This window comes from Streptomyces sp. NPDC037421, assembly GCF_055602105.1.
The window spans coordinates 175,106-196,036 of sequence record NZ_JBVJWV010000001.1; the positions used below are offsets into that span (position 1 = coordinate 175,106).

17 protein-coding genes and 1 pseudogene are annotated in these 20,931 nt (G+C 75.3%); 8 read left to right on the forward strand and 10 right to left on the reverse strand.

Features of this window, described 5'->3' with window-relative positions; translation table 11 throughout:
* Window positions 1-64: 64 nt before the first annotated feature.
* Window positions 65-616, reverse strand: coding sequence for a hypothetical protein (locus ACZ7IF_RS00750; protein ID WP_470960984.1), 552 nt, complete (start codon window positions 614-616; stop codon window positions 65-67).
* A 193-nt stretch (window positions 617-809) separates the two neighbouring features.
* Here ACZ7IF_RS00750 and ACZ7IF_RS00755 point away from each other — a divergent pair, with 193 nt between their 5' ends.
* The 3 genes from ACZ7IF_RS00755 to ACZ7IF_RS00765 all read left to right on the forward strand — a co-directional run bounded on the left by ACZ7IF_RS00755 (window position 810) and on the right by ACZ7IF_RS00765 (window position 3,872).
* Window positions 810-1,481 carry a hypothetical protein gene (locus ACZ7IF_RS00755; RefSeq protein WP_470960986.1) on the forward strand — a complete coding sequence of 224 codons (672 nt, stop codon included), beginning with the start codon at window positions 810-812 and terminating at the stop codon, window positions 1,479-1,481.
* Between the two features lie 102 nt (window positions 1,482-1,583).
* Entirely contained in the window at window positions 1,584-2,138 is a 555-nt protein-coding gene (locus ACZ7IF_RS00760) for a heme-binding beta-barrel domain-containing protein (protein WP_470962262.1), read from the forward strand.
* Window positions 2,139-2,252: 114 nt separating this feature from the next.
* The gene (locus ACZ7IF_RS00765; protein ID WP_470960988.1) at window positions 2,253-3,872 is read left to right on the forward strand and encodes an alpha/beta hydrolase; all 1,620 of its coding nucleotides are present in this window, start codon (window positions 2,253-2,255) and stop codon (window positions 3,870-3,872) included.
* Here ACZ7IF_RS00765 and ACZ7IF_RS00770 read toward each other — a convergent pair.
* Together ACZ7IF_RS00770 and ACZ7IF_RS00775 are read right to left on the reverse strand one after the other, a co-directional pair.
* Complete coding sequence (locus tag ACZ7IF_RS00770) at window positions 3,800-4,558, reverse strand: SDR family NAD(P)-dependent oxidoreductase (protein ID WP_470960990.1); 759 nt, start codon at window positions 4,556-4,558, stop codon at window positions 3,800-3,802. The two genes, ACZ7IF_RS00765 and ACZ7IF_RS00770, sit on opposite strands and share 73 nt — an antisense overlap.
* Window positions 4,559-4,661: 103 nt before the next feature.
* Entirely contained in the window at window positions 4,662-5,246 is a 585-nt protein-coding gene (locus ACZ7IF_RS00775) for a TetR/AcrR family transcriptional regulator (RefSeq protein WP_470960992.1), read from the reverse strand.
* 157 nt (window positions 5,247-5,403) lie between these two features.
* Between ACZ7IF_RS00775 and ACZ7IF_RS00780 the strand changes: the two genes are divergently transcribed.
* Entirely contained in the window at window positions 5,404-5,838 is a 435-nt protein-coding gene (locus ACZ7IF_RS00780) for a CBS domain-containing protein (RefSeq protein ID WP_470960994.1), read from the forward strand.
* Between the two features lie 222 nt (window positions 5,839-6,060).
* The gene (locus ACZ7IF_RS00785) at window positions 6,061-7,128 is read left to right on the forward strand and encodes a peptidoglycan recognition protein family protein (protein ID WP_470960996.1); all 1,068 of its coding nucleotides are present in this window, start codon (window positions 6,061-6,063) and stop codon (window positions 7,126-7,128) included.
* Here the strand turns inward: ACZ7IF_RS00785 and ACZ7IF_RS00790 are convergent.
* From ACZ7IF_RS00790 to ACZ7IF_RS00820, 7 genes and pseudogenes are all read right to left on the reverse strand, one after another.
* Window positions 7,103-7,915: a class I SAM-dependent methyltransferase gene (locus ACZ7IF_RS00790; RefSeq protein ID WP_470962265.1), complete on the reverse strand. Its 813-nt coding sequence runs from the start codon at window positions 7,913-7,915 to the stop codon at window positions 7,103-7,105. The genes ACZ7IF_RS00785 and ACZ7IF_RS00790 overlap by 26 nt on opposite strands.
* The gene (locus tag ACZ7IF_RS00795; protein ID WP_470960998.1) at window positions 7,915-8,475 is read right to left on the reverse strand and encodes a DUF2278 family protein; all 561 of its coding nucleotides are present in this window, start codon (window positions 8,473-8,475) and stop codon (window positions 7,915-7,917) included. The genes ACZ7IF_RS00790 and ACZ7IF_RS00795 overlap by 1 nt, the downstream gene beginning before the upstream one ends.
* Window positions 8,420-9,415: pseudogene (locus ACZ7IF_RS00800) on the reverse strand (threonine synthase); the annotation flags it as partial. The gene ACZ7IF_RS00795 and the pseudogene ACZ7IF_RS00800, both read right to left, overlap by 56 nt.
* 26 nt (window positions 9,416-9,441) lie before the next feature.
* Window positions 9,442-10,248, reverse strand: coding sequence for an MBL fold metallo-hydrolase (locus ACZ7IF_RS00805; protein ID WP_470961000.1), 807 nt, complete (start codon window positions 10,246-10,248; stop codon window positions 9,442-9,444).
* A 91-nt stretch (window positions 10,249-10,339) separates the two neighbouring features.
* On the reverse strand, window positions 10,340-11,857 hold the full coding sequence (locus ACZ7IF_RS00810; protein ID WP_470961002.1) for an alpha/beta hydrolase: 1,518 nt from the start codon (window positions 11,855-11,857) through the stop codon (window positions 10,340-10,342).
* Between the two features lie 73 nt (window positions 11,858-11,930).
* Window positions 11,931-15,116, reverse strand: coding sequence for an amidohydrolase family protein (locus ACZ7IF_RS00815; RefSeq protein WP_470961004.1), 3,186 nt, complete (start codon window positions 15,114-15,116; stop codon window positions 11,931-11,933).
* A gap of 302 nt (window positions 15,117-15,418) precedes the next feature.
* The gene (locus tag ACZ7IF_RS00820) at window positions 15,419-16,894 is read right to left on the reverse strand and encodes a multicopper oxidase family protein (RefSeq protein ID WP_470961006.1); all 1,476 of its coding nucleotides are present in this window, start codon (window positions 16,892-16,894) and stop codon (window positions 15,419-15,421) included.
* A 211-nt stretch (window positions 16,895-17,105) separates the two neighbouring features.
* Between ACZ7IF_RS00820 and ACZ7IF_RS00825 the strand changes: the two genes are divergently transcribed.
* The 3 genes from ACZ7IF_RS00825 (at window position 17,106) to ACZ7IF_RS00835 (ending at window position 20,883) form a co-directional block, all read left to right on the forward strand.
* Window positions 17,106-18,203 carry an ADP-ribosylglycohydrolase family protein gene (locus ACZ7IF_RS00825; protein ID WP_470961008.1) on the forward strand — a complete coding sequence of 366 codons (1,098 nt, stop codon included), beginning with the start codon at window positions 17,106-17,108 and terminating at the stop codon, window positions 18,201-18,203.
* A 160-nt stretch (window positions 18,204-18,363) separates the two neighbouring features.
* Window positions 18,364-20,271 (forward strand): hypothetical protein, encoded by a 1,908-nt coding sequence (locus tag ACZ7IF_RS00830; RefSeq protein ID WP_470961010.1) that lies wholly within the window; start codon window positions 18,364-18,366, stop codon window positions 20,269-20,271.
* A 33-nt stretch (window positions 20,272-20,304) separates the two neighbouring features.
* Window positions 20,305-20,883: a TetR/AcrR family transcriptional regulator gene (locus tag ACZ7IF_RS00835; protein WP_470961011.1), complete on the forward strand. Its 579-nt coding sequence runs from the start codon at window positions 20,305-20,307 to the stop codon at window positions 20,881-20,883.
* Window positions 20,884-20,931 lie beyond the last annotated feature (48 nt).

Genomic DNA, 20,931 nt, shown 5'->3' on the forward strand with positions numbered 1-20,931 from the left:
CAGTTAATAAATGCCTGTTCATTCATTAAAGCGTCCGATCCCCGTCCCGGCAAGTACGGCGGGCTCAGAAGAAGGCCGTGAGGAGCCCGACGAGGAGGCCGGCCGCCAGGCCGAGCACGATCACGGCCACCATCGCGGCCAGCGCCGCGAGTACGAACCCGCCCCCGTCCACGGGCTCGTCGCGGCGGGCGCGGGCCGCCAGCCAGGCCGCCAGGGCGAGGAAGGGGACGAGGAGCAGTCCGGTCGCGACGCCCAGGTTGCCGACGGCGAAGCCCGACAGCTCGTACGCCTTCCCGCGCGCGGTGCGGACCTCCACCTCGGAGCCGGGCCGGTGCTCCTCCGCGGCCGTCTCCAGCAGGATCTCCTCCTGCGGTCCCCCTCCGCCGCGGACCGGGGTGTAGCGGCCCTTGCACTGCGTGCCGGCCGCGTAGCCCTCCACGTCGGCGGCCTCGTAGCACTCGGCGATCGTCACGACCCCGTCCACGGGACCGAAGCCGAGTACGGCGGCCAGCTGCGGGCCGGGCAGGAGCCAGACCAGCCAGGCGGCGAGGACGAGGGTCGCCACCGATCCGAGCGCCGCCGCGCCCCGGGCCGCCCCGCGTGCACCATCCCGCACCCCGCACCCCCTCCCCCGCTGGGCCATACCCGTGACGGCGGCTGCCTAACGCGGGACGTGCCCAAGTAGCCACCGTCCGCCATCCGCCATATGGGGTGCCGACGCCCCCGCGGGGTACCTCGCGGCTCCTAGGATGAGGCCCGCTGCGGCCCGGGAGCGCCGCAGCACGGGTCCACAGGCAGGGAGTTGACGAATGAAGCGGTTGCACACACTGGTGGCGGTCGGGGTCCTGGTACTGGCATCGGCGGGGGCGGGCACGGCCCAGGCCGACGCCCCCTCCCCCGCCTCCGGCACGGGCGGCTGTCCGGCCGCGGAGATCTTCGCCACCGACAACACCGCCGTCATCACGGACCCGGCCGACGCCCGGCTCCGCACGCGGCTGCACCGCTTCGACCGCGAGGTCCGGGAGATCATCCGCTCCCACGGGGCGCGCACCGAGTCCTCGACCCTGCTCGACGGGGTGTTCTGGTCCGAGGACGAACAGCAGGCCACCTACGAGCGTTCGCGCGAGTTCGACGTCGCCCGGGTCGACGCGAACGGGCTGCACCACATCGCCGACGTCATCCGCAAGCAGTACCGCCAGGAGTCGGTGCTGACGTTCCGCTGCCTGCCGCGCACCTCGCCGGAGACCGACGCCGTCGAGATCCAGGCCGAGGGCGTCAGCGCCACCCGGCTGCGCGACGCGCTGCTCGCCGACCCCGTGGCACGGGAGCGGCTCGGCGGCGGCTCGGTCGCCCTCGACGGGCGGCTGATCCTCATCGCGCCGCTCTCGGACCTGCCGCTCGCCCGGAAGTTCACGGCCGAGCTCGGCGTCGACTGGAAGTCCGCCGAGGTGCGTTACGGGGACGAGGAGTTCGTCGCGTAGGGCCCTCGTCGTGTCCGGCCTGCGGACCGTCCCGGAGCGGCTCGGCGCCGCAGGCTACGCTGCACGCTCGCGGGGGACGACCACAGAACGGGCAAGGTGAACATGTTCGAGCCGGCGCAGGAGAATCCCTACCCCGACAGCCACGTCCTCGGGGAGGGGCCCGAGCCGCATCCGCTGCTGGCGCCGGTGCTCCCCCTGCTGGGCCGCTGGCACGGGCGGGGGCGGGGCGAGTACCCGACGCTGGAGCAGGACTTCCGGTACGAGCAGGAGATCACCTTCAGCCACGACGGCCGGCCCTTCCTGCGCTACGAGGCACGCGCGTGGCTGGTCGACGGGGCCGGCGCCCCGGTGCGGCCCGCGGGCCGGGAGGCCGGGTGGTGGCGGGTGACGCCCGACGCGTCGCTGGAGGTGGTGCTCGCCCACCCGACCGGCATCGTCGAGACGTACACCGGGCGGGTGTCCGCCCCGGCCGCGGCCGGGCTGGAGATCGAGATCGAGACCGGGGAAGTGTCGCTGACTCCGCTGGCCAAGGAGGTCACCGGCACCCGTCGCCACTACACCCTCGACGGCGACGGCCTGACGGTCGTGCACGACATGGCGGCCGTGGGCCAGCCGCTCCAGCACCACCTGACGACGCGTCTGCTCCGCCGCCCCTGACGGGGGGTGGCACCAGCACCACCCCGGATACGGGTGGTGGGGAGGTCGTCCCGGGCCCCGGATTCGCGGAGGATCGTCACGACCGATCACCGCGACGGGGGAGAGACCACCCAGATGGACCTGTTGAAGAAGACCGCGCGCCGGGCCGCGGCCGCCGCCTGCGGGCTGCTCGCCGTGGCGGCGCTGCCCGCCGCCCCGGCCAACGCCGCGGCGGGGGCCGGGACGCACGCGATACCCGCCCGGTACGCGAACCAGCGCCTCGACTGGCGGCCCTGCGACTCGGGCCCGCTGGAGTGCGCCTCGATGGCGGTACCGCGCGACTGGTACCACCCGGGCCGGGGGCCGGACCTCACGGTGGCCGTGTCCCGGCACCGCTCCACGGACCCGGCCGCCCGGCGCGGCGTCCTGATGATGGCCGCCGGCGGCCCGGGGGCCTCGGGGCTGCGGCGGCCGGCGGGCCTGGCCTCGTACGCGCCGAAGCTGGCGGCCGCGTACGACATCGTGAGCTTCGACCAGCGCGGTGTCGGGGCGAGCACGAACGTGGTCTGCTCCGGCCAGGACGAGGTGGACGCCCTGTTCGCGGGCGGCGACCTGCGCGACCGCTCGCAGGAGGCCGTGCGCGGCACCGTGGAGCGCGCGCGGGACTTCGTACGCGACTGCCGGCGCAACTCGGGCGGCCTGCTGCCCTACATCACCACCGGCCAGGCCGTGCACGACATGGACCTGTACCGGTCGCTGCTCGGCGTCCGGCAGGTGTCCTACTACGGCCCGTCCTACGCCACCTACCTCGGGGCCCAGTACGCGACCCGCTTCCCGCGCCGGGTCGAGCGGGTGGTGCTCGACAGCAACATCGACTTCAGCGGCGGCTGGCAGGACTTCCTGACGGGGCAGCCGATGAGCTTCCAGCGCCGGTTCGAGCAGGACTTCCTGCCGTGGCTGGCGGCGAACGACGCGACCTACCACCGGGGCAGGACCCCGGAGGAGGCCAAGGCCTCGTACGAGCGGCTGCGCGCCTCGCTGCGCGAGCACCCGCTCGACCTGGAGGGGACCCGCGTCCTGCCCGACCACCTGGACGCGGCGGCGACCGGCATCATCTACAGCGGCGACCGGTTCCCGGACCTGGCGGCGCTCCTCGGCGTCCTGGAGGACCCGGCGAGCGCCCCGGCCGCCACCCGGCGGGCCCTCGCGCAGAAGCTCAAGCACCCGATGGACGCCCGGTTCGCCGCGGACTTCTTCTCCGTGGTCTGCCAGGACACCCCCTGGAACCGCGACACCGAGTACTGGGTGCGCAGGAGCGAGGCGGACAGCCGCGCCTATCCGATGGCGGGCGCGCGGGAGCTGGCCTTCACCTCGGTCTGCGCCGCCTGGCCGCGCTCGGGCGCTCGTCGCGTCGAGGTGACCGGCCGGGGGCTGCCGCCGGTGCTGATGCTCAACTCGGAGCACGATCCGGCGACCTACTACGAGGGAGCCGTACGGGCCCACGAGCGGCTGGCGGGGTCGCGCCTGATCACGGTCGGCGGCGGCGACCACGGCACCTACCAGTCGAGGAACGCCTGCGTGGACCGGTACGTCGAGGACTTCCTGCTCGACGGCCGGATCCCGGACGCGGACGCCGCCTGCGCGGGGCGGCCGCTGCCGGATCCGGCCGCGCGCGGCGGCGCTCAGGCCGAGGAGCCGCTGTCGACGACGAGGTCGGTGCCGACCACCGAGCCGGCCGCGGGCGAGGCGAGGTAGAGCACGGCGGCGGCCACTTCCCCGGCTTCCGCGACCCGGCCGAGCGGGTTCTCCGACTTGACCCGCTCGGCCCGGTCGGCCTCGGTCTCGCCGGGCCGCAGCGACATGGGCGCGTCGGCGGCGCCGGGGCTGACCGCGTTGATGCGCACGCCCTCGTGGATGTGGTCGAGGGCGGCGGCGCGGGTGAGCGCGGAGACGGCCGCCTTGGAGGTGATGTAGGCGGCGGCGTTCGGGATCCGCATGTGCGCGCCCAGGTTGGAGGAGATGTTGACGATGGTGCCGCCGCCGTTGCGCCGCATGTGCGCGATCTGGTGCTTCATCGCCAGCCAGACGCCGGTGACGTTGGTGCGCAGGACGGCGTCCCAGTCCTCTTCGCTGACGTCGCCGACGGGCCCGACGCCGCGGAGTATGCCCGCGTTGTTGACGGCGATGTCCAGTCCGCCGAAGCGGGCGACGCTCTCGCGCACGAGGTCCTCCAGCCGGCCCGAGTCGGTGACGTCGGCGGGGACGGCGGCGGCGGTGCCGCCGGCCGCCTCGATCAGGGCGACCGTCTCGTCCAGGGTGGCGGCGGTGCGGCCCGCGGCCACGACGGAGGCGCCCTCAGCGGCGAAGGCGAGCGCGATGGCCCGGCCGAGGCCGGAGCCCGCGCCGGTCACCAGAACGGTCTTGCCGGTGAAGCGGTTCATCTTCGGTGACTCCCTTGAGGGGACGGTGGCCCCTTATTGGAACGAACGGTTCAGTATGAGGGCGTGCGAAAGGGCGGGACGCAGGAGCGGCGGGCCGGCCCCGTCAGTCCAGCAGGGCCAGCGCCTGCTCCGCCGCGTCCCGGACGCGGGCGGGGTCGTCCGAGGCCTTCCCCACGACGCGGACGCCCTGGAGCAGGACCAGCAGCATCCGGGCCAGCGCGCGCGGATCACGGCCGCCGCCCAGCTCCCCCTGCCCCTGGGCCCGTACGAGCGCCGAGTGGAGCAGGGTCTCGAAGCGGTCCCAGCTCACCCCCACCCGGCGCGCGGCGGCGGCGTCGTGGGAGGCCAGCTCGGCCGCCGTGTTGGTGATGAAGCAGCCGCTGAGCCGCTCCCCGGGGGTCGCGGCCTCCGCGGCGAAGCGGCGCACGACGGCCCGCACGGCGGGCAGTGCGGGCCCGGGCGCGGAGAGCTGGGCCAGGAGCAGCGGGTCGAACGTCTCGGCGTAGCGGTCCAGCGCCTTCAGGTAGAGCTCGTGCTTGCTGCCGAAGGTCGCGTAGATGCTGGCCCGCCCGATGCCGAGGTGCTCGACGAGGTCGGCCACCGACGTCGCTTCGTAGCCGCGTCGCCAGAACAGCTCGAGGGCCGACTGGAGCGCGGCGTCCGGATCGAATTCCTTGGTCCTTGCCACGGTGAAGATCATAAAACCATCTGGAACGAACGGTCAACAATCCTTCGGGGTTCGGATCCCGGCGCTCCCGGCGCGCCGCTCCGCTCCATCCGTGCTGTCCTCGTAGGGGAGGGCACGGGAGGGTTTCGGAACGCACTCGGAGAGCCGAGGAGGAACCATGGACAGGAACCTGCGGGCCCGGGACATCATGACCAAGGGTGTGCAGTGCATCCGTGAGGACCAGTCCCTGCAGGACGCGGCCCGCATGATGCGCGAGCTGAACGTCGGCTGCCTGCCGATCTGCGGGGACGACGGACGCCTCCAGGGGCTGATCACGGACCGCGACATCGTCGTCAAGTGCTGCGCCGACGGCAAGGACCCGGCGGGAATGCGGGCCGGGGACCTCGCCGGCAACCTGCACTGGATCGACGCCGACAGCAACGCCCAGGAGGCCCTGGACACCATGGAGGTCCACCAGATCAAGCGGCTGCCCGTCATCGACGTGGAGGGCGGCCACCGCCTCGTCGGCATGATCACCGAGGCCAATCTGGCGAAGAACCTCTCCGACGCCGACATCGCGGAGTTCGCGGTACGGGTGTACGCCGCCAACTGAGCGGAAGGACCCGGAGGAATCCGCCGGCCGCCGGCCGTGACCACCGGGCCGCCGGCTCGTTGAAGGGGGCGGTCAGCGAAGTGCGCAGAGCGCCGGCCGGGCACTTCCAGCCCGGTCGGCGCCCTGTGTCCTCGGGGCCCGGGATCGGTTCGGGGGCGTATCGGAGCAGCCGCTGTTCCGGTTCTCGTCCACCGTCGTCCGGGGATCCTGGAGAGAACCGAGTTGCGCACCCGCGGATTCCCGCTGACGCCCGTCACCGCCGCCCTGAGCTGCCTGCTCGTCACCGTGGCCGCGGCCGGCGGCGAACCGCCCGCGGCTCCCCCGCCGCCGCGCGCCGTCACCCTGACCTCGGCCGGCGCCGCCGTCCTCGCGGACGCCCGGACCCCCTTCAGCATGCTGGCCGTCACGGCGCCCGCCGACCTCCCCGGCGGGCCGGGCGCGGGCACGTACCGGGTCCGCGCCCGGCAGCGGGGCACCGGCCACTGGTCGCCGTGGACGGAGGTGGAGGGCGGGGAGCCGTGGTGGGCCGGGCCGTCCGACGCCGTGGAGGTACGCGCGGGCGCCGCCGGCCGAGAGCTGCCGGCCGGGGTGCGCCTCGACCTGGTCGACCCGGGGCCCGACCCCGGACCCGCTGCGGCGTACGAGCCGGCGGCGTACGAGCCGGCGGGCGCCGCCGGCTCCCGGCCCCGGATCGTCCCGCGCGCCCGCTGGGGCGCGGACGAAGGCCCCGGGGAGCCCGTCGTGTACGGCAGGGACGTCGAGGCCGTGTTCGTCCACCACACCGCCCAGAGCAACGACTACGACTGCGCCGACTCCGCCGCCGTCGTACGCGGCCTTCAGGCCCTCCACCAGCGGGTCAACGGCTGGAAGGACCTCGGCTACAACTACGTGGTCGACAAGTGCGGCACGGTCTTCGAGGGCCGGGCCGGCGGCTCCGGCCGGCCGGTCACCGGGGCGCACACCCTCGGCTTCAACACCGACACCATCGGGGTCGCGGTGATCGGCCGGTACACCGGCACGGAGGCCCCGCCCGAGGCCACGGCGGCCGTCGCGCGGATCGCCGCCTGGGCCCTCGGCCGGTACGGGCACGACCCCTCGGGCACCGTCGGCCTGACCGCCTCCGTCGACAACGGGCGCTTCAAGGCCGGGGAGCGGGTGACGGTGGAGCGGGTCTCCGGGCACCGCGACGTCTTCGCCACCGAGTGCCCGGGAAGCGCCCTCTACCGGCAGCTCCCCGCCGTCCGGGCCCGGGCCTCGGACCCCTTCAACGGCCTGTTCGGCGGCCGCTGACCGCCCACGCGCGGGCGGTCAGCGCGATCTGCCCGTCGGGCCGGACGGGCAGGGCCCCGGCGAGCGCGTCGCGCAGCCGCCCGCGTTCCGCCGGGGTGAGGGAGGCGACGTAGCCGGGAGCGGGGCCCTGTCCGGCCAGGAAGGGCTCCCAGAGGTCCGCGAAGCCCGCGAACACGGTCGGCACCTCGACGGGGACGACCTCCACCGCGTCCAGCCCCGCCCCCGCCCACAGCGTCCGCAGCGGCTCGGGCCGGCACAGGGGGAAGCGGCGGCGCTCGTCCAGGGCGGCCGCCGACGGGTCCAGGGCGACGGCCGCGTCCCAGAAGTACCGCAGGAGCCCCATGCCCTCGGCGTAGTCCCAGACGTACGCGGCGACCAGCCCGCCCCGCCGCACCGCCCGGGCCGCCTCCGCGACCGCCGCGCCGGGGGCGGGCAGGAAGTTCAGCGCGAGGGCGCTGACCGCGGCGTCGAACGCCCCGTCGCGCACCGGCAGCGCCTGCGCGTCGGCCACCGCGAACACCGGTCCCGTCGCCCCGGCCGGGGCGACGGCGGCCCGGGCGGCCGCCACGAAAGCGGCGGACCGGTCCACGCCCAGCACCAGCCCCGGCCGGCAGCGGGCCGCCACCGCTCCGGCCAGTGCGCCCGTACCGCACCCGGCGTCGATCCACCGGGCTCCGGGCCCGGCCCCGAGCGAGGCCGCGAAGGCCCCGGCCACCAGCCGGCTCCACCGGCCCATGTAGCGCTCGTAGCCGCCTGCGGCGGCCCAGGTGTCGAAGCGTTGCTCCACTAGACGGGGTGGCCGTCGGGGCCGGTGTGGCCGGCCTGGCTGGAGAACCTGCTGAGGAATGCGTCGTACAGGCCGTCGGGCCGGCGGGTGAGGGTGGCGCCGTCCTGCCAGGTGCCGTTGTCGTCCCACCACTGGCTGCCGTACGGATCGCCCTGGTTCTGGTGGATGTTGTGCATGCCGAGCCCGTGGTCGAAGGGCTCCCCGAAGATCATGATCTCCCGGCCGGGCAGCAGGATGGGCTCCAGCGCCCGGGCGGCGTCGAGGTTGGAGCCCGAGATCCAGGGGCGGGGCGGGTTCAGCCGGTCCAGCAGGTCCTGGAGCCAGGCGGGCGGGCGGACCGGGAAGGAGCAGCCGGGCCGGTGCTGGAGGGCCGGGTGGCGCTGGTAGTCGAGGGCGCCGGAGCCGGAGCTCATCGAGAGCTCGTGGTAGCCGGGTTCCAGGGAGGGCACCGGGTCGAGCACGGAGGCGGACAGGGTGAACACCTTCCACTGGACGCCGGTGGTGGACTGTTTGCTGTCCACGTCGACCGCGCACCGGTACCGGCCCGCGGGCGCGTCCACCTCCAGGTTGACGTGGAACCAGTGCCCCTGGGTGTCGGGCGTGTCGCGGAAGTCCGACCGGCACGACGGCGGCCGGGACTCCGGTGCGCACGGCGTGGGCGAGCGGTCCGCCGGCGGCCGGCTCGCAGCCGAACATGCGGGGGACGGTGTCCGTGACGCCGAGCCGGCGCAGTTCCGCGAAGCCCTTCCAGATGCCGTGGAGCAGCTCCCCGTAGCCGACGGGCGCGAACACGGCGGCGGGGACGCCGAGGTCGGCGTGGATCTCGTAGGCGATGGTCTTGTACCCCTCGGCACCGAAGGGGTGGCCGGTGTGGGTGCGGGTCAGGTTGCTGACCGGGTGGTAGCCGAGGCGGTCGTGGATCTCGTTCAGCAGCGGCCAGCGGTGTTCCACGGGGACGGGCAGGACGTCGGCCCCGTAGGCCCGCAGGAAGGAAGCCACGGCGGGCGGGGCGTCGGCCGAGGCGAGGACGGCACAGCGCAGCCCGGCCCGGGCCGCGTAGGCGGCGGCCGAGGCTCCGTGGTTGCCGGAGGAGGCGACCGCGATGCCCGGGGCTCCTTCGTGGACGGCGGCGCTGACGGTGACGCGGTTGAGCCGGTCCTTGTGGCTCCAGGTGGGGTTGCGGGACTCGTCCTTGATCCAGAGGCCGTCGCCGAAGGGCAGCAGCGGGGTGCCGCCCTCCCCCAGGCCGGGCGCGTCGAGCGGCGGCAGGAGCGGGGCCCAGCGTTCCAGCCCGGCGCCCGGGCCGGGGGCGGCCCGGCGGGTGAAGAGGCCGGCCGGGGTGTCCTCGTACGCGTAGTCGACCTCCAGTGGGAAGTCCGTCGCGGGGGTGCTCGTACGCGGGCAGCCGCGTGGCAGCGGCGGCCACAGCGGGTAGCTCAGGGCGGGGTCGCCCATGGACCGCTGGGACGTGGCGAGCGAGGGTCCGGGGGCTGCCGTCATGCGGCGATCGTAGACGGCCCCGCCGCCTACTGGGGGCCCGGGGCGAAGGCCGCCAGCATCTGTTCCAGGGCGGCCTGGTCGGGGCCGGTGAAGGGGGTGAGGCCCGGGACCGCGGTGAGGGTGTCGAGGAGGCGGGGCGTCAGGCCGGACGCCGGGGGCAGGTGGGTGGACAGGACGGTGCCCGGGTCGGCGGAGCGCAGCGGGCCGGCGGTGGCGAGGAAGCGGTCGGGGTCCGCCGTCTGGGCCCAGGGGCTGTCCACGCTGGCCCAGAGGAGCTGGGCGGCCCTGAGGTCCTCGGCGTCCACCTCGGCGACGTCGGGGCAGGTGGCGAGGTCCGCGGTGGGCAGCGGGGCGCCGAAGCAGTCGGAGCTGAAGCAGGTGCCGGTGCGGTCGTCGAAGAAGCCGACGGTGGCCGGGTTGTCGAAGAGCGGCGGCCGGAAGGCGTGCAGCGTGCGGTCTCCGACGGCGAGGCTCTGGCCCGGGTTGAGCAGGTACACCCGGTCCAGGGGCAGCGGGCACTCGGTGGACATCTCCCCGACGCCGAGGAAGGTGGTGATCACCCGGGCCCGGGGCGCCGCCTCCAGGAGGGCGAAGAGGCCGCCGGTGTGGTCGCGGTCGGGGTGGGTCAGCCAGATCCAGCGCACGTCGGCCGGGTCGATCACGCCGGCGAGGGTGGCGAGGAAGTCCCGGTCGGGCAGGCCCAGACCGGTGTCGACGACGACGGGCTCCTCGGCGTGCAGGACGAAGGCGTTGACGGGGACGAAGCCGATTCCGGGGACTTCCAGGCAGTCGGCGAGAACGGTGGTGTCGGGCCCCACCCTGTGCGTGCTCATGATGGTCTCCACGGCCCTGTGGGAGGAAGGGGCCGTACCCTCCATCGTGCCGCCGTTCGGGTGAGCCCGCGCGCCGCGCGGACCCCGGTGCTCAGTTCGCGCAGCTCGTGTCGCGGACGGGGCGCCGGCCGGTGGTGAGGAAGCCGGTGACGGTGCGGTCGCCGCAGGCGTTGCCGTTGCCGAGGTAGACGCCGTGGCCGCCCTGCTCGACGGTGACCAGCACGGCCCGGTCCCCGAGGGCCTCGCGCATCTTGAGGCTCTTGGAGTGGGGGGTGGAGGGGTCGCGGCGGCTCTGGATCATCAGGATGCCGGAGGGGCCGTGGTTGGTGATCTTGGTGGGCTTGTCCTCGGGGGCGTCCTTCCAGAAGGAGCACGGGAGCACGTTGACCGGCATGCCGGCCGTCAGCGGGTGCCGGGCCCGGTCCTCGTCGACGGCGCGCTGCCGGTCGGCCTGGGAACCGCCGGGCCAGGCCACGTCGTTGCACAGGACCGCGACGAGCTGGGCGGCGTCCTCGTCGCGCAGGGGGCGGGCGAGCTCCGGCGGCAGGGCGGGGGTGTGGGCCGGGTCGCGCAGGGCGGCGACGAGCCGGGCGAAGGCGGGGAAGGCGGAGTCGCTGTAGAGGGTGTTCTGCAGGGCCTGGCGCAGGCCGTTGCCGGTCAGGGGCACCCCGGGGGTGGTGGACGGGCGGGGCGTGCGGTCCAGGGAGGCGAAGAGCGAGAGCAGGAGGGGTTCGACGTCCTCGGGACGCTGCGCGAGCCGGAGGCCGTCCTCGTCGCGGCCGGGGTGGGCGGCCCAGGCGGCGAAGTCGGGGAAGCGGTCGTCGGAGCCCTGGGCCATGTTGGCCAGCCAGCCCCGGGCCACCCGCTTGGGGTCGGGGTCGCCGCTGCTGTCGAGGACCCAGCGGTCGGTGCGCCCGGGGTAGGTCTGCGCGTACACGGCGCCCACGTAGGTGCCGTACGAGACTCCCCAGGCGGAGAGCTTGCGCTCGCCCAGCGCGGCGCGGAGGCGGTCCATGTCGCGGACCTGGTTGGCGGTGGTGAAGCTGCGCAGGACGGGTCCGCCGTTGCGGGCGCAGGCCTCGGCGGTGCGGCGGGAGCGGGCGAGGTTCTCGGTGATGTCCCCGTCGGGGGCGGGCCAGGAGCGCAGGGCGGTGAGGAAGCGGTCCTCGGGGGCGAGTCCGCAGCTCGCGGTGGTGGAGCCGCCGACGCCGCGGGGGTCGAAGGCGACGAGGTCGTACGCCCCGGCGAGCTGCTGCCGGAGGGCCTCGCCCTTCTGCGTCAGGCGCTGTACGCCGGAGCCGCCCGGGCCCCCGGGGATCACGACGAGGGTGCCGCGCCGGGCCTGGGGGCGGTCGCTGCGGATCCGGGATACGGCGACGCTGATCTGCGGGCCCCGGGGGTCGTCGTAGTCGAGCGGTACGGGGAGGTCGGCGCACTCCTGGGTGGCGGGGCCGCCCGGCTTGGCGCAGGGGTGCCAGCCGAGGGCGGGCACCTCGGTGCGGGGGGCTCCGGCCGCCGCCTGTGCGGGGAGGGTGGCGGCGGTGATCGCGGTGGCGGCGGCCGCGGCGGAGAGGGTGAGCAGGAGGGCCTTGTTCCGGGAATTCGTCATGGGGCAAGCCTGGTTCAGCCCGCCCCGGCGGCCCATCCGGCAGACCGGCCGCCGGGGGGTGGGGGTAACCCCCCTACTGGAACCTCCCGTTGACGCGGTGGGCGGTGCAGCAGGAATCGCGGTGCAGCTGGCGCAGTACGGGCCGCCAGGCCCGGTCCGGGGCCGGGGTGACGGGGTCGGGGTAGGCCGCTTCGAGGGCGGCGCGTTCGTACGGGGTGCCGGCGCGCAGGACCGCCCGTACGCGGACCAGGTCGGCGAAGTCGGTGAAGGGGTCGCCGTCGACGAGGGTGAGGTCGGCGAGCTTGCCCGGTTCGGCCGTGCCGAGGTGGGCGTCGGCGCCGTAGACGCGGGCGGGGGTGCGGGTGGCGGTGGTGAGGGCCTCGGCGGGCGTGAGGCCGTACCGGTGGAGGGCGCGCAGGGCGAGGTGGAGGTGGAGGCCGACGGGGGTGAGCGGGGCGTCGGTGCCGAGCGCCACGCGGCCGCCGCCCGCGAGGACGGCGCGGTAGACGGCCACCTCCCGTTCCAGGGCGGTGTACTGCTCGGGGGTGGGCGGCTGGGCGGCGGCGGACTCGAGGGCGGCCGCGTCCCAGGGCGGCATCATGGCGGTGACCCGGCGGTCGGCGGCGAGCGAGGGGTCGGCGCCGATCAGGGGCAGGGCGGTGAAGGGGGTGGCGACGAGGTCGAAGCCGCCGCGGGTGTAGACCTCCAGGGTGTCCTGGTGGGTGAGGCCGGCGGGGGTGGCGCCGTGGCCGTACTCGGCGCGTTCGGTGGCGACCAGGTGCGTGGTGAGGTCCTGGCCGGACTGGATGCCGGGGGCGCACAGGTGGGAGCCGGAGCGGACGCCGAGCGTTTCGCGGGCGAAGCGGGCGGCTTCCTCCATGAAGGCGTACGGGGCGCGGACGTAGGTCTTGACGAAGTCCCAGTCCAGGGCCTCGGCGCGGGCCAGGGAGCGGGCGAGTCCGGCGTGGGTGCGGTGGGCGCGGCCCATGCTGTAGGCGACGCGGGAGCCGTCGAGGAGTTCGCCGCCGGCCAGCAGCCGGGGGGCGGCGAGGCGGCCGGCGCGGATGTCCTCGCGCAGGCGGGCCTGTTCGTAGGCGGAGCCGCCGAGGGAGACGGCGGTGGTGATGCCGTAGGCCAGGTGCAGGGCGCCCTGGCGGGCTCCGTAGGTGTAGGGGTACGGGTGGACGTGCGCGTCCCACAGGCCCGGCAGGACGGTGCCCCGGGAGGCGTCGACGGTGCGGGCGGCCCGGCGGCGCGGGCGGTGCGGTTCGACGGCGGTGATGCGGCCGCCGCTGATGAGCAGGTCGGCGTCGGCGCGGGGCGGGGATCCGGTGGCGTCCCACAGCAGTCCGGCGTGGACGACGGTGTCGACGGGTTCGGGGCGGCGGTAGGACAGGGTGACGGGGACGGTGCGGGGTGTGCCGTCCGGGGTGCCGTCGGGGCGGAGGGAGAGCAGCCGCAGCCGCGCGTTGGACTGGTAGAGCAGGGTGCGGGAGTCGGCGGACCAGGAGGGGTGGTCGGCGGGTTCGCCGGTGAGGCGGCGGGCGGGGCCGGTGGGGGTGCCGTCGGGGGTGACGGGCAGCAGCCAGAGGGCGGATTCGGCGACGCAGGCCAGGTGGCGGCCGTCGGGCGACCAGACGGGGCCGCTGGCGTAGCGGTCGGAGAGGGAGGTGTGCGGGGCGAGGGCGTGGAGGCGGGCGGCGCCGGTGGCGGTGTCGACGATGCGGATGAGGTTGTAGCCCTCGCGGAAGCGGCGGCTGAGCCGGTTGCGGTCGCAGAGGGCGAGGTGGCGGCCGTCGGGGGACCAGCTGGGCGGGCTGGGCAGGCCCCCGCCGCCGAGGGCCGCGACGAGCGGGGTGTCGGTGGCGGAGGCGAGGTCGCGGACGATCAGCCGCCCGGCGAGGTCGAGGGCGGCGAGCCGGGTGCCGTCCGGGGACAGGGAGCCGTAGACCCGGCCGGGCGGGGAGAGCGCGCTGTCGCGGCCGTCGGCGAGTTCGCGGCGGCGTACCGTGTTCAGCCCGTCGCGGTCGTCGGTGTAGAGCAGGGCGCGCCCGTCGGGGGTCCACACCGGGCCCTGGACGTAGGCGGTGGCGGGGGCCTGGAGGATCCGGCGCGGGGCTCCGCCTGTGACGGGTGCGGTCCACAGGGCGCCGAGCGCGGCGAAGGCGACGCTGCGGGCGTCGGGTGAGAGGGCGGGCAGGTGGATGCCGCGTACGGGGCGGGGCCGGTCGGCTTCGAGGTCGTACTCCTTGACCCGGTAGCGGGGGCGGGGCACTTCGAGGGTGGCGTCGAGGGGGATGTCCTGGGCGGGGCCGTCGCGGTGCGGGCGGATCACCCGGAACCGGCCGTCGAGGGTGATCAGCAGGCGGTCGTCGCCGATCCAGCGCGGGGGCGCGGGGGCGAGGTCGCCGTCGAGGGGGACGGGGCGGCCGTCGGCGTACAGGGTGAGCTTCTCGGCCTTGCGGGGTCCGGGGGCGGCGGACAGCCAGGCGGTGCGGCCGGACGGGGAGAGGGCGGGGGCCAGCAGGCTGCCGCCGGTGACGGTGCGTTCGGTCCGTACGGGGCCGCTGCCGTCGGCGGCGACGGAGGCGAGGGTGCGGGCGGGCAGGGTCTCGCCGACGGGGGTGGCGCGCAGGAACAGCACGCGGCCGCCGTCGGGCGAGAAGACCGGGTCGAGGTCCTCCCAGGCGCCGTCCTGGCCGGGTCCGTCCTGTCCGGGTGCGCCGGTGAGGCGGCGCAGTCCGCCGTCGGCGAGGGAGACGGTCCAGATCCGGTAGGGGCTGCCGGTGACGGGGTCGCCGCCGCGTTCGGAGCAGAAGGCGAGGGTGCGGCCGTCGGGGGACCAGGCGGGCGCCCGGTGGTCGAAGGGGCCGTCGGTGAGGCGGCGCAGGGCGGTGCCGTCGGCGCGCATCACCCAGATGTGGAAGGTGCCGCCGCGGTAGGCGCTCATGGCGACGCGGCGCCCGTCCGGGGAGAACACGGGCCGGCCGGGTTCCAGGTCGGGCGGGGTGAGCGGGGTGGCGGGCGAGCCGTCCGGGGGCAGCGACCAGAGGATGCTCTGCACCTCGGCGATGACGCGCCGTCCGTCGGCGGTGGCGGTGGCCGCGCCGTTGGTGGCGCGGGTGAGGCGCAGCACGGCCCGGCCGTCCGTCCGGGGGGCGGCCGGCCGTGCGGCCGCCGGCGGGGCCTCGGTCCAGGTGAGTGCCGCCAGCGCCCCGGCCGAAGCCGCCCGCAGTACCGTCCTGCGCCCGATCCGCATCCCGGCCACCCGCCTCGTGTTGGTCGTTCCCGCCCGACTGCCCGTCAGGCGGCCAACGATCACGACCCCGGTTCGGCAACGGGGACGGGTGGGCCCCGGGGGGGGGGGGGGGGGGGCGGGGGGGGGGGGGGGGGGGGGGGGGGGGGGGGGGGGGGAGGGTTTTCTCCCCCCCTCCTTTTTTTGTTCTTCCCCCCCCACTTCCCCCGAGGGAGCCCACCACCAAAACCCCGGGTCGGAAAAGGGGGAGGGCCGCCCCCCCCCCCCCCCCCCCCCCCCCCGGGGCGGGGGGAGGGCGAGGGGCGTCAGGAGATGCGCATGTTCGCCATCATGCCCATGGCGCCGTGGTCGAAGAGGTGGCAGTGGTAGACGTAGGTGCCGCGGTAGCCGTCGAAGGTGGCCTGGAGCTTGACCGTCTCGCCCGGCTTGAGCGGCACGGTGTCCTTCAGGCCGGTCTCGGGGCCGGAGGTGACGGGCTTGCCGTTGCGTTCCAGCACCCGGAACTGCACCAGGTGCATGTGGAAGTTGTGCGGGGCGATCTTGTTGCTGTTCGTCACGGTCCAGATCTCGGTGGCACCGTAGGCGATCTCGGTGTCGATCCGGTCCATGTCGTACGTCTTGCCGTTGATGTACGCGCTGCCGCCGGGGGCCTCGTCCATCCGCATGTCGAACGCGCGGTCGACGCTGGCCGGGCCGAGCGCCGGCAGGGTGCGCAGCCGGTCGGGGACGACGCTGTGGTCGGCCGCGGTGCGGGTGACCCGGAACTGGAGCACCTTGCCGACCACGTCCGCGGACTCGAACGGGGCGATGTCCTTGTTGTGCAGCTCGATGACGGTGCCGACCGGGTAGCGGGAGAAGTCGATGACGACGTCGGCGCGCTCGCCGGGGCTGATCGAGACCACGTTCGTGCGGTGCGGGGCGGGGAGCAGGCCGCCGTCGGTGCCGATCTGGACGAGCTCGGAGTCGTCGGCGAGGTGGAGGTCGAAGAAGCGCTGGTTGGAGGTGTTGGTGAGGCGGAAGCGGTACTTGCGGGCCGCGACCTCGAAGAACGGCCAGGACTTGCCGTTGGCGAGGATGACGTTGCGCTTCATGAAGTCGCCCATGGCGTAGACGAGTTCGCCGCTCTCAAGGAAGCGGGCGTCGCGCAGCGAGATGGGGACGTCGTACTGGCCGGAGGGCAGGCGCAGGCGGCGCTCGATGTCGTCGGTGAGGATGTAGGTGCCCGTCATCCCGCGGAAGACGTTCTCCGACTCCATGTGGTGGGCGTGGTCGTGGAACCACAGGTTCGCGTGGGGCTGGGTGTTGGGGTACGTGTACGTCTTGGTGCCGCCGCCGGCCGGGATCAGGTCCATCGGGGCGCCGTCGCTGTCCTGGGGGACGTGGGCGCCGTGGAGGTGGATCGAGGTCGGGACGGCGAGGGAGTTGGTCTGCTTGATCACGACGCGCCGGCCCGACTCGGCCTTGACGACGGGGCCGGGGAAGGAGCCGTTGAAGGTGCGCAGGGGGGTTCTGAGGCCCGGCACGATCTCCTTGGTGGCTTCCTTCAGGGTCATGCGGTAGTAGCTGGTGGTGCTCGTGGTCCGGTAGGGCGCCAGGACCGGGGGCAGGGGCATCCTCTGCTTGAACTTGGTTATGCCCGCGGCGTCGAGCTCGGCGGCGCCGGCCTTGGCGCCGGTCGGGCCGGTCGCGGCGGCGTTCACGACGGGCAGCAGCATGCCGCCGGTGCCGACGATGCTGGTGGCGGCGACGCCTGCCCGGAGCGCGGTCCGTCGAGTGATCACATTTCCCCCGTGGGTGTGGCCCGGCGCCTGGTGTGCCGGTCGGCCGGGTTCGCGCGTGCGTGCGCGGTCGGACTGGACGGGGAGAGCCTGTTCGAATGCGCTGGTGTGTCGCTGGTGCGGCTGTGGAGCACTGCTGAGGTGGCCGGGAACTGCCCTGCGTACGATGCCCGCTGGTGTTCGACAGGAATGGGGGCCGGAGACGGTGGACGGGTTGACGGAGCGCGAGGCGCGGGCGCGGAACGGCAGGACGGCGGAGGGGGCCCGGGGGCTGCTGCTCGGGCTGGCGCTCGGGGAGTCGCTGGGCGGGGCGCGGGGCGGGCCGCTGGCCGCGGGGACGGTCCGGGCGGGGGTGTGCACCCAGCTGGCCTGCTTCACGGTGGAGGGTTCGGTACGGGCCATGGTGCGGGGCGGCCACAAGGGCATCTGCCATCCGCCGTCGGTGCTGTGGCACGCCTACTGCCGCTGGGCGGACCTGCAGGGCATCGAGCGCGAGCGGATGCGTGAGCGCTGGAGGGGCTCCGGCACCCTCGCGTGGCCGGACGGGTGGCTGGCCGGGGTCCCGGCGCTGGCGGAGCGGCGCGGCAGCGCCCCGGCCACGGTGGCGGCCCTGTCGGGGCTGGAGCAGGGCACCCTGGAGCGGCCCGTGACCGGCAGCCGGGGCTGGCACGCGGTGGGCCGGACGCTGCCGTTGGCGCTCATCGGCTCGGCCCGGTCGCCGAAGTACGCGCGGCAAGGGGTGGAGCGGGCCCGCGAGATGGCGGCCCTGACGCACGGGAACCCCGACGCGCAGTGGGCGGCGGCGTGTGCCGCCGTGCTGGCGGCGCACTGCCTGGCCGGGGAGTCGGTGCGGGGCTCCGCCGGGGCCGCGCTGGCGACGCTGAACGCGGTGGACGGCGTACCCGGGGCGGAGCTCGGCCTGCTGGCCGCAGCGCTCGGCGAGGCAGCCTCCCACCCGGGGGATCCGGCCCGGCTGGCACGGCTCGCCCCGGACCAGACGGCCTGGTCGGCGGTGCTCGGAGGGCTGTACGCGGCGGCTTCGTTCCCGGAGCGCGCGGAGCTGGAGCGGGCCCTGCGGTTCGCGGCGGCGGCGCCCGACGGGGAGTCGGCGGGCACGGTGGCGGGAGCGCTGCTGGGGGCGGCGCACGGGGCGCAGGCGCTGCCGGTGGAGCTGGTGAGCCGGCACGAGCTGGCCTGGGTGCTGGACACCCTCGCCCGGGACCTGCTGTCGGAGGGCCGGGAGTCCCCGGGCGGCAGCGAGTACGAGGAGGGCTGGGACCCGTACTGGCTGGACCGTTACCCCGGCTGGTGACGGGGCGTTGGACCGTCCGGGCGGTGGTTCGGGGTGTCTTGCGCGGCTGGAGCGATCACGTCGCCCCGATGGCGCCACCGCCGGGGATATTGGATGAACAGCGCCGCGTACGCGCTCTGCCAGGCTTCTTGACGCTTCATCACAGTGGAGGCAATGCGTGATGCGCACTCGGTCCGTCCTGCTGGCCACCGCCCTGCTGGCGACGCTGTTGCAGACGGCGGACGGGGCGGCCGCCGCGGGCGGGCCCCTCTCCCCCGGCGGGCGGTCCGCCTTCGACGGTCAGGCGGGGCACGACGTGGCCCTGTACGGGATCAAGGGCGCGGGGAGCGCCGGACGGGCGGGGGCCCAGGAGTTCAGCACCGACGACGACCGGCTCTCGCGGGTCTCGCTGTTCATCGCCAGCGCGGCGGCGACCGGGAAGCTGAGCGTGCAGGTGCGTACCGCCCGGGACGACGCCGGCTCCGCGATCGCCTCGGCGGCCGTGGACCTGGCCGCCCTGGGCGGGCCGGGCACGGGCTGGGTGGAAGTGCCGCTGACGGCGGCGCTGCGGCCCGGCGCCCGGTACTACCTCTTCGCCCAGGCCACGACCGCCGAGGCCGGGGCGGTGACCTGGCACGGCACGCGGGCGGCCGCGGCCGGCTCCCCGGCGGGCGCGCAGTACGACCCGGCGCGGGGCGGCTGGCAGGCGGGCCCGGGCCGGCTGGCGTTCTACGTGAACCCGGCCGGGTCCGAGCGGTGCGGGGAGACGGAGGCCTGCTACGTCCCGGCCTCGATGAAGCCGGCCCGGACGGCCGGCCTGCTCTCCAACGGGCGGGCGGTGGAGGCCGTCGACCCGTCCTTCGCCGTCGGGGCCCGCTACGTGGAGGGCAGCAACGTCCTGGTGCTGCCCTCGGGCCGCTGGCGCTACCTGCCGGAGGGCGCGGAGAAGTCCCGGGTGGTCGAGGCGGGGGACGCGGGCGCGCTGGCCCAGATCGCCGAGTCGCGGCGCTGGCTGGCCCGGGGCCTGGTGCCGGGGGCTGCGGGGGCCCGGCGCGAGGGCGCGGAGCGGGCGCTGCTGTCGATGCGGGCGCTGCTGCGGCCCAACGGGGCGCTGGCGGCGGCCTGGTACCCGTTCTGGGACTTCTCCTGGCCGCGCGACTCCGCGTTCGCGGCGGCCGCGTTCGCGCACACGGGGCACGACGAGGAGGCGTACCGGGTCCTGCTGTACAACGCGCGGACGCAGCGGCCGGACGGCACCTGGGAGGCCCGTACGAAGCTGGACGGCTCGGGGCCGCCGGACGACCGGCGGTGGCAGCTGGACGCGAACGGCTGGGTGCCCTGGGCCACCTGGCAGTGGTACCGGACGGCGCCCGCGGCGGACCGGGAGGAGCGGCTGCGCGTGCTGTACCCGGCGATCTTGAAGGCGGCCGACTTCGCGGCGGCGTCCCTGGACGGGGAGGGGCTGCCGCCGGCCTCCCCCGACTACTGGGAACTGCCCACGGACACCGCCAACATCGGCACGGCGGCCCCGCTGCTGTCCGGGCTGCGGGCCGCCGCCGACCTGGCCGCCGGCCTCGGGCGGCAGCAGGAGGCCGCGCGCTGGACGGAGGCGGCGGGCCGGCTGGAGCGGGGCATCGCCAAGCGGTTCGCGCCGCTCGGCTACCAGCGCACGGTGGACGGGCTGCACGGCCACGACAGCGCGGCGGCGTTCATGGCGCCGCCGTTCAACGAGGCCCCGGCCGGTCTCCCCGGGGCGCTGGACACCACCTACCGGGAGCTGCTGCGGCCCAACGGCGGGCTGGTGCCGGGCAGTGACCCGGACACGCGGTGGGGGAACATCACCTGGACGGCGAGCACCTCCTTCTTCGCGCTCGCCTGGTCGGCGATGGGCGAGCGGGCGAAGGGTGACGCGGTGCTCGACTGGGTGCTCGCCCAGCGCAACGTGCTCGGCGAGCTCCCCGAGACGGTGGACGCGCAGGGCCTCCCGAAGGCCGTCGTGCCCCTCGGCTGGACGGACGCGCTGGTCCTGCTGACCCTCGTACAGCTGGGGGACGCCCCCCTGGCGGCGCCGCCCGCATCCCGTACTTGACCTCCAGGTACACAATGGTGTTGAGTAGCCGTCATGGGAAGGCCGAAGCAGTTCGATCCGGAAGCCGCCGTGGAGCAGGCCATGCAGGTGTTCTGGCGGCAGGGGTACGCCGCCACGACGCCGCAGGACCTGGTCGACGCGCTCGGCATCGGCAAGGGCAGCCTCTACAACGCCTTCGGCAGCAAGCACGCGCTGTTCGAGCTGGCCCTGCGCCGCTACCGCGACGGGCAGGCGGCCGCGCTCGTCGAACTCCTCGGCGGGGAAGGCCCCGTCAAGGAGCGGCTGCGCGGGGCGCTGCGGCTGCTCACCGAGATGGACCTCGCCGATCCGGACCGGCGCGGCTGCATGGGGATCAACACCGCCGCCGAACTGGCGGGGGCTGACGCGATGGCCTCCGAGCTGGTGCGGCGCATGTTCGACCGCACGGAGGAGGCCTTCCGGGCGCTGGTCGAGGAGGGCCAGCGCACCGGGGAGATCCCGCCCGACCGGGACGCCCGCGCCGTCGGGAGCATGCTGCTGAGCACCCTCATCGGCCTGCGGCTGCTGGGGCGCGTCGCCGAGGGGCCCGAGCGGCTCTCCCGGGTGGTCGACGCGACGCTCGACTCCCTCTGACCGGACCGGCACGCCCGCCCCCGCGGGGGCGGATCCGCCGTACCGATA